General features: G+C 71.7%; 11 protein-coding genes. 8 read left to right on the forward strand and 3 right to left on the reverse strand.

Annotation, left to right across the window (positions count from 1 at the left end):
• Positions 1 to 47: 47 nt before the first annotated feature.
• Positions 48 to 2,147, reverse strand: coding sequence for an AAA family ATPase (locus VM840_12235; protein ID HVL82347.1), 2,100 nt, complete (start codon positions 2,145 to 2,147; stop codon positions 48 to 50).
• 112 nt (positions 2,148 to 2,259) lie between these two features.
• Between VM840_12235 and VM840_12240 the strand changes: the two genes are divergently transcribed.
• From VM840_12240 to VM840_12250, 3 genes are read left to right on the forward strand one after another with little or no spacing between them, the layout of a single operon-like run.
• Entirely contained in the window at positions 2,260 to 3,180 is a 921-nt protein-coding gene (locus tag VM840_12240) for an AMP-binding protein (GenBank protein HVL82348.1), read from the forward strand.
• Positions 3,177 to 3,941, forward strand: coding sequence for an endonuclease/exonuclease/phosphatase family protein (locus tag VM840_12245; GenBank protein ID HVL82349.1), 765 nt, complete (start codon positions 3,177 to 3,179; stop codon positions 3,939 to 3,941). The genes VM840_12240 and VM840_12245 overlap by 4 nt, the downstream gene beginning before the upstream one ends.
• The gene (locus VM840_12250) at positions 3,938 to 4,354 is read left to right on the forward strand and encodes a hypothetical protein (protein HVL82350.1); all 417 of its coding nucleotides are present in this window, start codon (positions 3,938 to 3,940) and stop codon (positions 4,352 to 4,354) included. The genes VM840_12245 and VM840_12250 overlap by 4 nt, the downstream gene beginning before the upstream one ends.
• Positions 4,355 to 4,399: 45 nt before the next feature.
• On the opposite strand, the gene VM840_12255 is transcribed toward VM840_12250, so the two are convergent.
• Both VM840_12255 and VM840_12260 read right to left on the reverse strand, forming a co-directional pair.
• Positions 4,400 to 5,362 carry an electron transfer flavoprotein subunit alpha/FixB family protein gene (locus VM840_12255; protein HVL82351.1) on the reverse strand — a complete coding sequence of 321 codons (963 nt, stop codon included), beginning with the start codon at positions 5,360 to 5,362 and terminating at the stop codon, positions 4,400 to 4,402.
• Positions 5,362 to 6,120, reverse strand: coding sequence for an electron transfer flavoprotein subunit beta/FixA family protein (locus VM840_12260; protein HVL82352.1), 759 nt, complete (start codon positions 6,118 to 6,120; stop codon positions 5,362 to 5,364). Before VM840_12260 ends, VM840_12255 begins: the two co-directional genes overlap by 1 nt.
• A gap of 304 nt (positions 6,121 to 6,424) precedes the next feature.
• Here VM840_12260 and VM840_12265 point away from each other — a divergent pair, with 304 nt between their 5' ends.
• From VM840_12265 to VM840_12285, 5 genes are all read left to right on the forward strand, one after another.
• Positions 6,425 to 7,138 carry an HD domain-containing phosphohydrolase gene (locus VM840_12265; GenBank protein HVL82353.1) on the forward strand — a complete coding sequence of 238 codons (714 nt, stop codon included), beginning with the start codon at positions 6,425 to 6,427 and terminating at the stop codon, positions 7,136 to 7,138.
• Between the two features lie 111 nt (positions 7,139 to 7,249).
• Positions 7,250 to 8,080 carry a LysM peptidoglycan-binding domain-containing protein gene (locus VM840_12270; GenBank protein HVL82354.1) on the forward strand — a complete coding sequence of 277 codons (831 nt, stop codon included), beginning with the start codon at positions 7,250 to 7,252 and terminating at the stop codon, positions 8,078 to 8,080.
• A 33-nt stretch (positions 8,081 to 8,113) separates the two neighbouring features.
• The gene (locus VM840_12275; protein HVL82355.1) at positions 8,114 to 10,393 is read left to right on the forward strand and encodes a bifunctional (p)ppGpp synthetase/guanosine-3',5'-bis(diphosphate) 3'-pyrophosphohydrolase; all 2,280 of its coding nucleotides are present in this window, start codon (positions 8,114 to 8,116) and stop codon (positions 10,391 to 10,393) included.
• Between the two features lie 16 nt (positions 10,394 to 10,409).
• The gene (gene dtd, locus VM840_12280) at positions 10,410 to 10,862 is read left to right on the forward strand and encodes a D-aminoacyl-tRNA deacylase (GenBank protein ID HVL82356.1); all 453 of its coding nucleotides are present in this window, start codon (positions 10,410 to 10,412) and stop codon (positions 10,860 to 10,862) included.
• Between the two features lie 60 nt (positions 10,863 to 10,922).
• On the forward strand, positions 10,923 to 12,464 hold the full coding sequence (locus VM840_12285; GenBank protein HVL82357.1) for a hypothetical protein: 1,542 nt from the start codon (positions 10,923 to 10,925) through the stop codon (positions 12,462 to 12,464).
• Positions 12,465 to 12,650 lie beyond the last annotated feature (186 nt).

Raw genomic sequence — 12,650 nt, forward strand, 5'->3', positions numbered from 1 at the left:
ACCCAGCCACCGCCCCCGCCGCCGACCGAGGCGCCGCCCGCGTCGGGCTAGTCCGGCCGCTCGGCTCCCATCGCGTCGGGCAACGGCTCGGCGTGCACGATCCACAGCCTCCGGGTGGACCTCGTGAGAGCGACGTACAGCGCCCGGTCGCCCTGGGGCGACTCGCGGACCAGCCGGGCCGGCTCCACGACGACGACCTCGTCGAACTCGAGCCCCTTCATGACGTCCTCCCGCACGACCGTGACCGACTGCTGCAGGCCGTGGACCACGGCGTCGCCGAACGCCACCCCGGCGTCGGCCAGCGCGGTCATGACGTCGTCGACCTGGGTGGGGGAGCAGACGATCGCTAGCGTCCCTTCGCCCGGGTCGTGACGCTTCGCGATACCGGCCGCCTCCGCTCCCACGTCGGATACCGACCTCACCTCGGGCGCGATCCCGGTCGAGCGGACCGGCTCGGGCAGCCTCAGGTGCGGAGCGGCCCGGCGCAGGACCCGGTTCGCGAGCTCGAGGATCTCGGCCGGTGTGCGGTACGAGACCCCCAGCTCCTTCACGACGATCCCGCGCTCGGTGGGCAGGTGCCGGAGCACCTCGTCCCACCGGTCCGGCGCGTGGTGGCCGGTGGCCTGCGCGATGTCGCCGACGAGCGTCATCGATCCATGGGGGGCGCGGCGGGCCAGCATGCGCAGCGCCATGGGGGACAGGTCCTGCGCCTCGTCGACGACGATGTGTCCGTACGTGCGGGGGCCCTCGTCCTCGTCCGTGCCGCGCTTCGGTCCGAGCAGCGATGTGGCCTCGTCGAGCAGCGGCATGTCGGCGAGGGTCCAGACGATATCCCTCAGGCTCTCCGAGTGGGCGCGGTGGAGCAGCGCCGCCTCGTCGGGAGCCAGGACGCCGCGTCCGGCGGAGGCGAGCAGCGGGCGAGAGCTGAAGAGGTCGTGCAGGAGCTCGCGGGCGGACAGGGCGGGCCACATCCGGTCGAGCATCCTTCGCATCTCCGGCTCCGCCCCCAGCTCTGACGCGAGCTCCTCGAAGGACATCTCGCCGAGCGCCCCTCCCTTCAGCTCGGCGTCCGCGGCCTTGCGGTACTCGTCGTAGAGCCGGCGCAGGACGAGCTTCACGAGCTGGCGGCGCTTGCGGTTGTGGGAGCCGGGGCCCCGTCGGACCGTGCGCACGATCTGCTCGGAGTCGTTCCGCGACAGGGTGAGCCCGTAGCGGCCGAACGGGACGGTCGTGTCGCGGCGCAGGGGGCGCTGCCGGTCCTGGACGGCCCGCTTGATGACCCTCGCCATGCGCGCGTCGCCCTTCAGACGGGCCACGTCATCGGGCTCCGACCCGCGCACCGTCACGCCCGGGACCATCCCGGCGATCGTGGTCAGGCCCGCCCCGGACTCGCCGAGGGCGGGCAGGACCTGGTCGATGTAGCGCAGGAAGACGTCGTTGGGCCCGACCACCAGGATCCCCCGCGAGGAGAGGTGGCGCCGGTAGGTGAAGAGCAGGTAGGCCGCCCGATGCAGGGCGACGGCCGTCTTCCCGGTCCCGGGTCCCCCCTGGACGATCAGGATGCCGGGGAGCGGCGCCCGGATCACCTCGTCCTGCTCGCGCTGGACAGTCGCCACGATGTCGCGCATCCGACCGGTGCGCGTCCGCTCGAGGGCGGCGAGGAGGGCCCCGGGTCCGGCCAGCCCCAGATCGACCCCGTCCCCGTCCTCGCCGCTGCCGAACCGCTCGTCGGAGATGCCGACGATCCGGGAGCTCTCACACGAGAAGTGGCGCCGGAGGGTGAGGTCCATCGGCTCCCGTCCGGTGGCGCGGTAGAAGGCCTCGGCGACCGGGGCGCGCCAGTCCACGACCAGCGGGGAGCGGTCCGGGCCGGAGACGGCCACCCGGCCCAGGTAGTACCGGTCGCCGTCGGCGCGGTCCATCCGTCCGAAGACGAGGGGGTGGTCGCCGATGTCCAGCTGGTGGAGCCGCTGGAGCGCGGTCTGCACGAACACGTCCCGTTCGTAGCGGGCCTGGTGGGTCCCCCCCGTCGACTCGTCCAACACGCCTTCGGCGATGCGCGCCGCATCCGCCCTCATCTCGTGCAGGGCGGCGTAGGCGCGGTCGACGTACGCCTGTTCGGCGGCGAGCTCCGGATGTTCGCTCACGAGCCAAGCAGTGTCACCCGGCGGGAGCGGTTGCGGCAACAGGGGTGGGCTCGCCACGATGGTGCCGCCGGTGGGTCCACCGGCGCGATCCGCGCTCCCAGGAGGTCCGACCATGGATACGTTCGACTGCCTGGCCGAGGTCTTCCGAGAACGGGTGGAGGCCGAACCCGACCGGACCCTGCTCCTCTTCGAGGGTCGCCACCTGACGCGGGCGGAGGTGTTCGAGAGGTCGTGCCGGGTCGCCAACCTGCCCGGCGCCGGCGACGGGAGGCGGGTCGGGCTCCTGGCGGATGCCGGTCCGGACGCGGTCGCCGTCCTGCTCGGCTGTGCCCTGTCCGGAGCGTCCTTCGTCGGTCTGGACCCCCAGCGCAAGGGAGCCGACCTCGCCGAGGACCTGGCCAAGACGGGGGTCGACCTCCTGCTGGTGGAGCCCAAGTACGCCTCGTCGCTGGACGACCTGACCTTCGAGGCGTTCGTGACCACCGAACGGTTCCTTGTCCTGGACCGGGAAGCCCCCGCGGGACTGGTCGAGCCTTCGGAGTCGTTCGAGGCGGCGCTGGCGGTCTCCCGTCCCCTCGACCCCGATCTGGTACCGGAGCCGGCCGAGACCCTCGCGATAACCATCGCCGACGAGGGGACGCGTCCGGTCCGGTGGACGAACGAGGCCGTGCTCCGCGCGGCCCGTCACACCGTCGAGGCGATCTCGCTCGGACCGTCCGACCTCGGCTGGTTCGGAGCGCCTCTCTCGCGCCCGTCCTCGATCTGTTACGCGATCGCACCGGTCCTGGCCTCGGGGGGCGCCCTCGTCGTCGGACGCCAGCCGTCCGCCTCGGGGTTCCTCCGCGACGCGGAGACCCACGGGTGCACCTGGATGACCTACGACGGACAGATGCTCGGCGACATCGCCGCGCATGACGTGGTCCTGCCGCGGCTGCGCGGGATGGTGGGCGCCGATGCGCCGCGGGAGGCGGTCGCCGCGGTGGCGGACCGGTTCGGGTGCGTCGTCGCCGACCACCCGGGCATGGACGGGTGACGCAGCCGCTGCGTGTGGTGACCTTCAACGTCCGCCACGGGCTCGCCTTCGACCGGACCGACTCGTGGCCGTGGCGGAGGGACCGCGTCGCCGGGGCGCTGGCGCGGTGCAGCCCGCACCTCGTCTGCCTCCAGGAGGTCCGGTCGTTCCAGCAGCGCTACCTGCGGCGCCGCCTGCCCGGGCACGGCGTCTGGAGCAGGCCCCGCGGCCGTTGGTTCGGTGAGCGGCTCCCGGTGGCGTGGGACCGCGCCCGGTTGAAGCTGGTGGACCGTGGTGTCGTCTGGCTCTCGGAGACCCCGGACGTGCCCGGCTCGCGAGGGTGGGACGCGATGGCGCCGAGGGTCTGCACCTGGGCCGTCCTCGATGACGCCGCGCTCGGACGGGTGGCCGTCCTCAACGCGCACCTGGACAGCCGCGGCGCGACGGCGCGGGTCGAGGGCGCCCGGGCCATCGCCCGACTGGCCGAGGGGTTGGGGGTGCCGTCGTTGATCTGCGGCGACCTGAACGCGGGTGAGGAGACGCCGCCCCTCGAGGTGCTGCGGGCGGCCGGGTTCAGGGACACGTTCCGGGAGGCCCACCCGGGGACGGACGGGCGGACCTTCCACCGTTTCGACGGACGGCCGAGGTACGCGAAGCTCGACTACGTGCTCGCCGACGCGCGCTGGACCGTGGTCGACGCGGGGATCGACCGGGAGCCCGTGGACGGCGGCTGGCCATCGGACCACTTCCCGGTCTGGGCCGACCTGGTGGAGGCGGCGTGACCCACCCCGAGATGGTCGAGGCCTGGCTGGCCGATCTCCCTGAGCCCGCGACCTGGGAGCGGGTCCGGGAGGGGTTCTGGTACGTGCGCCTGCCCGGTTCGAACCGGCGTTGGATCCCGATCGAGCTGTCGCTCGGGGCACGCACCCTGAAGGCCGTGAGCCACGTGATCCCCGACCCGATCGAGAACCGGGAGGAGGTCTACCGCTTCCTGCTCCGCCACAACCACGCGGCGTCTGGGGTGGCCTTCTCGTTCGACGGGCGGGAGGCGGTGCTCTGCCTGGTCGGCCGCGTGTCCAGGACGGACCTCGGTCCCGAGGCCCTCGACGCGCTGGCCGGAGCCATCGTCGAGACGACCGAACGGACCTTTCGGTCCATCCTGCAGCTGGGGTTCGCGAGCCTGCTCCGGAAGTGAGAGGGGCGCGGCCTCGCCGCGCCCCTCTGAACCGGATGGACCGGGCTACCCGCCCTTGCGCTTGCGGATCTCCTCTGCCAGCTGGGGCAGGATCTTCAGCGCGTCTCCCACGATCCCCAGGTCCGAGATCTGCAGGATGGGAGCCTCGGGGTCCTTGTTGATCGAGATGATGTTCTTCGACTCCTTCATCCCGACCTGGTGCTGGGAGGCGCCCGAGATCCCGGCCGCGATGTAGACGTCCGGCTTCACGGTCTTCCCCGTCTGGCCGATCTGCATCGAGTAGGGCACCCAGCCCGCGTCCACGACCGCCCGGGTCGCGCCGACCGCCGAGCCGCGGATCTCGGCGGAGATGGCGTCGAGCAGCTCGAAGTTCTTCGGGTCGCCGAGCCCCCGGCCCCCGGACACGACCACGGCCGCGTCCTCCAGCTTCGGTCCCGTCGCCGCTTCCTCGTGGCGCTGGACCCGGCGGGCCTTACGGGCCTCCTCGGGCACCTCGACGTTGACCTCGACCACGTTCGCCGTGCCCCCGGCCGGTTCGGCCGCGAACGACTTCGGCCGGAACAGGACGATCTTGGGGTCCGGGCCGCCGAGCTCCACGTCCACGATCTTCATGCCTCCGAAGATCTGCGTCTGCGCCGTGGTCGGGGAGGTGAGGTCGGAAGCGTTGCTGACGACCGTCGACCCGAGCTTCGCGGCGAGCCTGGACGCCACGTCGCGGGAGTCGTAGTCGGTCGCGAACAGGATCACGTTGGGCTGGTGCTCGCCGACGAGCTGGTGAAGCGCGTGGGCGGACGGCTGAGCCACGAACTCGGTGAAGACCGGATCGTCGCTCGCGTAGACGGTGGCGGCGCCGAACTCGCCGAGCTTCGACGCGGCCTGCGTGGCCCCCGGACCGAGCACGACGGCCTCGGCGTCGCCCAGCGACCGCGCCTTCGTGAGGAGCTCGAGCGAGGTCGGGTTGACCGCCCCGTCGGGCTCGACCTCTGCGTAGACCCAGATCTTCGCCATCAGATCACCTTCGCTCTCTGCAGGTAGTCCGCGATCTTGGCGGCGGCGGTCCCGTCGTCCTCGACGATCTCACCGGCCGACCGCTGCTCCGCGTCCGACACGTTCGACACGTTCTGCGTCTCCTGGGCCTCGTCGCCGAGCCCCAGGTCCGAGAGCGACAGCTGCTCGACCGGCTTGGACTTGGCTCCGACGATCCCCTTGAAGGACGGGTACCTGGGCTCGTTGGCGCCCGCCGTCACCGTGACGACCGCGGGCAGCGCGACCTCCACCTCGTCGTAGCCCCGCTCGGTCTGCCGGTGGAGCTTGAGGGAGCCGTCGGCCAGCTCGAGGTGCTTGGCGAACGTCCCCTGCGGGACGCCGAGGAGCTCCGCGACCATGCCGGGGACGACGCCCGAGTAGCCGTCGGTCGACTCCACGCCCGCGATGACGAGGTCGAACCCGTTGCGCTCGATGGCCTTGGCGAGCACGCGCGCGGTGGCCAGTGCGTCGGAGTTCTGCAGCGCGTCGTCGCTGACCAGGATCCCCTTCGCGGCTCCCATGGACAGAGCCTTCCGGATCGCCTCCATCGCCTGCGGAGGACCCATCGACACGACCGTCACCCCGCCGCCGTGGGCCTCGGCGAACTGGAGTCCGGCCTCGACGCCGAACTCGTCACCCGGGTCGAGGACCGACGCGACGTCGCGCTTCAGCCGGGTGCCGTCGAGCTGAGGCTCGAGGTTGGGGTCCGGCACCTGCTTGACGCATACGACGATGTTCATCGTGAGACAACACCTACCTTCGCGGTTGGCCCCTGCGCGCACGCGGCGGGGCTCGGCTTACGGGATGTGCCACCGCGATCGTCGCATAAAAGGCGCGGCGCGGCCAAACGACGAAGAAGGACCCCAGGATGTCCTGCTCGACCCCCGGAAGTGGGTCTGGACCGGGCAGCCGTCCACTGGTTATCTACAACCTCCGTGCTCAGCACGGATTCCGGGGACGAAAGGTACCGGTAAGGTCTGAACCACCCGTCACGTACTAGTCAGTGCGTAGTCACGCGGGGAGACCGACGAGGAGTTCGTGACGATGTTGGGAGGCCAGGACATGGTCGCCGGGGGGAGCGGGGAGCTGCTCAGGCTCTACCAGCGCGAGAAGTCGCGCGCCGACGCCCTCGAGGGGGCCGTGCGGGTGGGGGTCATGGCCCTGGCCGGGGCGATAGCCGCGCGCGACGCGGCCACGGGCGAGCACTCCGGGCGGGTCGTCAGGCTGGCCACGGCGGTCCTGCAGCGCCTGGACTGGCGGGAGGCGGGACGCGTCTCGACCGAGTTCGGTTTCGTCCTGCACGACGTCGGCAAGCTCGGCATCCCCGACGCCATCCTCCTGAAGCCCGGCCCCCTCACCGCGGCGGAGCGGTCCGTGATGAGGCAGCATCCCGTTCTGGGGGTCCAGGTCCTCGAGCGGATACCGGTCTTCCAGGAGGAGCGGATCACGCGGATCGTGCGCCACCATCACGAGCGGTGGGACGGACGCGGCTACCCCGACCGGCTAGGCGGACGCGACATCCCGGTCGCCTGCCGCGCCTTCGCGGTGGTGGACGCGTTCGACGCGATGACCAGCGACCGCCCGTACCGGACGGCGGTGCCGGCCGAGGAGGCGATCGCGGAGATCCACGCGAACTCGGCCACCCAGTTCGACCCCGAGGCGGTGGCGGCGCTCGAGGACGTCCTCGCCACCACCTCCCTCGGCGGGCCGCCCGGCGAGGCCGACGCCGCTTGGCCGTCCGCGGCCTCGCTCACCTAGTAGGTCCTCACGGCCCTCGATCGCCCTCCCCTTGCGGCTGCTCCTGTGATGCGGTATGCAACAAGAGCCTCATCTAGTCACAATCGCAACTCGCGAGCGATCGGAGACGGCATGCGACGGATCGCCGCGCTGGGGAGCATCGTGACCGCCACCGCGGTCCTCGCGTCGGCCGCCCCCGTGGCCGCCCATCCGAACCACGTCCTGCGCCGGGGCGAGACGCTGACCCACCTCGCCGCGCGCCACGGGGTGTCCGTGCGCGACATCGCGCGCGCCAACGGGATATCCGACGTCAACCGCGTCCGGGCGGGCCGGCGGATCGTGATCCCGTCCCCGGGCGCGGCCACCGCCACCACCCACGTGGTGGGTCGGGGGGAGAACCTCACCGTGATCGCACGGCGGTATGGGACGACCGTACGGGCGCTGCAGGACGCGAACGGACTGTCCGACCCCCACCGTGTCCGGGTCGGCAGGCGCCTCACCGTGCCGGGCTCCGCGAGCGTCCGTGGGAGTCGGTCCGAGTACGTGGTGCCGTCCTTCGTCCCCGCGTCGCGGCGGCACCTGGCCGCCCATTTCACGCGGTACGCGGCCGAGGCCGGCGTCCCCGCGGACCTGGTGATGGCGATCGGCTGGCAGGAGTCGGGATGGCAGACCCACAAGGTCTCGTACGCGGACGCGGTCGGCGTGATGCAGCTGATCCCGGACACGGTTCGCTACACGTCCAGGCGCCTGCTGGACACGGCCCCCCTCGACCCGCGCGATCCCGCGCAGAACATCAGGATGGGGAGCCACTTCCTCGCCCACCTCCTCGAGCTGACCGGTGGAGACGTGGAGGCGGCCCTGCACGGGTGGTTCCAGGGGCTGGCCTCGGTCCGGAAGCGGGGACCGGACACCGCCACCCGGCGGTTCGCCGCGAACGTCCTCGCCCTGCGGAAGCGTTTCTGACCCGCCTGGTCGCGGCGGGCTCCCGCCGGCGACGTGAGGCACACTGGAGTCGTGGTCCAGTCGCGCGCGACCCCCATCGGCCCGCTGCGGGCCGTGCTGTCCAAGCTCAGGCGCACCCCGGAGTCGAGCGCGCCGCCCGAGATCCAGCCTCTCCTGGCCCGCGTCCGCGAGGAGTACCCGAAGGCGGACCTGACCGACGTGGTCCGCGCCTGGAGGGTGGCCGAGGAGATGCACGCCGGACAGACGCGCAAGTCCGGGGAGCCTTTCGTCACCCATCCGCTGGGGGTCGCGATGATCCTCGCCGGGATGGGCATGGACCCCACCTCGATCGTCGCCGCGCTGCTCCATGACGCGGTCGAGGACACCGATGCCTCGCTCGAGGACCTGCGTGAGTCGTTCGGCGACGAGGTGGCCGAGATCATCGACGGCCTGACGAAGATCAGCAAGGTCAGGTTCGTCTCCCTCGAGCACGCTCGCGCCGAGAACTACCGGAAGATGACGGTCGCGATGGCGCGCGACGTCCGCGTGATCATCGTGAAGCTGGCCGACCGCCTCCACAACATGCGCACGCTGGCCGCGCTCCCGCCGGAGAAGCAGGAGCTGAAGGCGCTCGAGACGCTGGAGATCTACGTCCCGCTCGCGAGCCGCCTCGGCATGCAGCAGCTCAAGGTGGAGCTCGAGGACCTGGCGTTCAGGTACCGCTACCCGAAGCGCCACCAGGAGGTCGTCGACCTGGTGGAGCGCCGTCAGCCCGAGCGCGACCGGTACGTGGCCGCCGTGCTCGAGGAGCTCAGCGGGCACCTCGAGAAGGCGAAGATCCGGGCTGAGGTCGGGGGCCGGGCCAAGAACTACTTCTCCGTCTACCAGAAGATGGTCGACCGGGGGCGCGAGTTCGACGACATCCTCGACCTGGTCGGGGTCCGGATAGTGGTCGACGACGTGACCGACTGCTACACGGCGCTCGGGGTCGTCCACACGCTGTGGGTGCCGATCCCGGGCCGGTTCAAGGACTACATCGCCCAGCCGAAGGCGAACGGCTACCAATCCCTGCACACGACCGTGATGGGGCCGCAGGGGAAGTCCCTCGAGATCCAGATCCGCACGCACGCGATGCACCGGATGTCGGAGTACGGGATCGCCGCGCACTGGCGGTACAAGTCCGGGATGCGGGCGCCGGACGGGGCGGACGTCCCCTGGCTCGGCGAGGTCGTCGAGAGCTTCCGGGAGGACCGCGACCCCCGCGAGTTCATGGAGTCGCTGCGCCTGGAGCTCTTCCACGACGAGGTCTTCTGCTTCACGCCGAAGGGGGACGTCGAGTGCCTCCCGCGCGGCGCCACCCCGGTGGACTTCGCCTACCAGATCCACACGCAGGTCGGTCACCGGTGCGTGGGCGCGCGTGTGAACGGGAAGCTGGTCCCGCTGGACACCCACCTCGAGTCGGGGGACGCGATCGAGATCCTCACCTCGAAGGCGGTCGACGCCGGCCCGAAGCAGGACTGGCTCGGGTTCGTCAAGACGTCGCGCGCGCGCTCGCGGATAAAGCAGTGGATCGCCGCGCACCGCCGCGAGGAGGCCCGGGACGCGGGCAAGGACGCCTTCGTCAAGCTCCTGCGCCGGGAGGGGCTATCGCTGGGAGCCATCGACGACGACGCATGGCGCACCCTGCTGTCGGAGACGAGGACGTCGGGTCCCGACACGTTGTACGAGGCGATCGGAGAGAACAAGGTCTCCTCGGACACGCTCCGCACCCTGCTGCGACGGATATTCCGGACCGAGGAGATCGAGCTGGAGCCGCCGCCGGCTCCCGTGCCGCTGCCCAAGAAGCGCAAGCGCAGCGACGACGCGACCGGTGTCGTCGTCGTCGGGGTGGACGACGTGGCGGTCAAGCTCTCCCGCTGCTGCGCTCCCGTCCCCGGTGACGACATCTTCGGCTACGTCACCCGGGGCAAGGGGGTCTCGGTGCACCGGGCGGACTGCCCGAACGCGGCATCCCTGCGCTCGCAGACCGGCCGCCTCGTCGAGGTGGCGTGGGACACGACGCAGCGCGCGACCTTCGTGGTCACGCTCCAGATGGCCGCGCTCGACCGCCCGGGTCTCCTGCGCGACGTGACGCAGACCCTCACCGACTCCGGCGTGATGATCCTGTCCTCGCAGTCCTGGGCGAAGCGCGACGGGACGGCCCGTCTCCGGTACGCGTTCGAGCTGGGGGACGTAGCCCACCTCGACCACATCGTCCGGGCGGTCGGGGGGATCGAGGGCGTCTTCGACATCTACCGGGTCCTCCCGCTGCGGGCGCGCGACGTCCAGGCGTGAAGCCGCGCGTGCGCACGTGAGGGCGGTCCTCCAGAGGGTCACGCGCGCGTCGGTCACCGTGGACGGGACCGTCGTCGGACGGATCGGGCCCGGGTTCCTCGCGCTGGTGGGGGTCCGGACGGGCGACACCGACTCGGACGCGGCGTGGCTGGCGGACCGGATAGCCGGACTGCGGGTCTTCCCGGACGACACCGGGAAGATGAACGTCTCCGTGCGCGACGCGGGAGGTTCGGTCCTGGTCGTGAGCCAGTTCACCCTCTACGCGGACAGTTCCAGGGGACGACGTCCGTCGTTCGCGGAGGCCGCGCCTCCCGACGTAGCCGAGCCGCTGGTGGACGCGGTCTGCCGGGAGCTCCGTGAGCGAGGGGTGCCGGTCGAGACTGGGGTCTTCGGCGCGATGATGGACGTCGACCTGCTCAACGCGGGGCCCGTGACCATCGTCCTGGACTCGGGGGCCGCCACCCGCTGAACCCCGGCACGACCGGCCTCGCCCGGGAGGGATCGGCCGTCGGGGGGCGAAGGTCCGGATATGCGGGGGATCGCGGTCAGGTCGGTCGTGGCCTTCGTCGTGCTCGTGGGCGTGCTGCCGAACGCCTCGGTCGGGCCGGCTCACGCCGGCCTGCAGCCGGCGACGAAGCGGTGCGTGGGCGACCCGCCCCGCCAGACGGAGGACCCGATGTCGCCCCCGTGCGTAGCCTTCCACGAGGGCGAGAACGGCGGCTCGACGTGGCAGGGCGTCAGGGGGGACAGCGTCACGGTCCTGGTCTACATGGACGATCGTCCCACGTTCGGGAGCCGAGGCCCCGAGGTGCCCCCTCCAGCCGGGACCTTCACCGACCTCTCGCGACCGCCGGCATCGCCCGAGACGACCAGGCTGCGAGCGGTCCGGGCGCTCCTACGGCACTTCAACGAGCGCTACCAGACGTACGGGCGAACCGTGTCGGGGTGGGCGTACTCGGCGCGCGCGGACGCCTCTGGGGCGGCGCGGCGGGCCGACGCGCAGCTGGTGTGGGAGCGGGTGAGACCGTTCGCCGTCCTCAACCTGACCAGCGACGCCTCGCTGGTCTTCGAGCAGGCCAGCGCCAGGCGGGCAGCCATGAGCTTCCTGACGCATCGAACGGTCTCGGAGGTCGGCCTGTCCAGCGCCGCTCCCTACATGTGGGGGTATCACCCGTCGGCGGCCCTCGACGCGAAGCTCTTCTCGTCGTTCGTCTGCTCGCAGATGGCGGGTCGACCCGTCGCCCTGGCTGGGGATCCGACGATGCTGGGACGTCCGCGAGTCTTCGGGATCCTCAGGAGCGCCGCCCCGAGCGCGGGCGAGGCCGCGTTCGCCCGTCGGGTCACGGACGATCTCACGGCGTGCGACGCCGCGGTCGCGGGTGACGAGCCGGTGGTCGTGCCCGTCGCGGGTCCCGATCCGATCGCCGCCCACCAGGCGATGGCGAGGTTCCGGGCCAGCGGGGTCACGACGGTCCTCTGGTTGAAGGGTTACTCGACGGCTCCGACGGCGGCGGCCACCCTGACCGGGTACTTCCCGGAATGGGTCGTAGCGGGGGACGGTGCGCACGAGCTGGAGCAGAACGCCGCGCGCCAGGACCCGCTCCAATGGAGGAGGCCGGTCATCGTGTCCACTGACCAGAGGCGGAGCCCGCTGGAGGCGACGGCGTGCTGGAACGCCCTCTTCGATCAGGGAGCGGGCGCCGATGCAAGCGCGATCTGCCCGAACGATCCGGGGGTCTTCACGTCGATGCGGCAGTTGTTCCAAGCGGTCCAGCTGGCGGGTCCTGGACTGCAGCCGGCGAGTGTGGAACAGGGGTTCCGGGCAGTGCCCTGGAACGAAGCGGCCGGTCCCTGGTCCGCCGCATGCTCGTACCCGGGGGACGACTTCACGTGCGTGGACGATGCGACGGTGGCCTGGTGGGACCCGGCAGGAGGTTCACGCGGTCTAGGGCCGGGGTGCTGGAGGCTCTTCGAAGACGGCCGTCGTCGGCGCGCGGGGGAGTGGCCCAGAGAGCCCGTGGAGAGGTCGCCAGCCGATCCCTGCAGCGGGTGGGGCGGCGCGGGCGTCTGAGAGGGACCGCGCTCTAGCAGCGGCCGCCGCTGCACATGTCGCCGAGCACACCCCCGCCCGGCATGTCCCTGAACGGGTTGCTGGACGGCTTGGGCCGCGGTGCCTGTGGGGCGGGGCGCGTCTGCGTCGTCCTCGATCGCTTCGCCGTCGCGGGGGCGGGCTCCCCGAAAGTGACCGGTGAGGGCT

It is taken from the genome of Actinomycetota bacterium, assembly GCA_035540895.1.
Taxonomy (GTDB): domain Bacteria; phylum Actinomycetota; class JAICYB01; order JAICYB01; family JAICYB01; genus DATLFR01.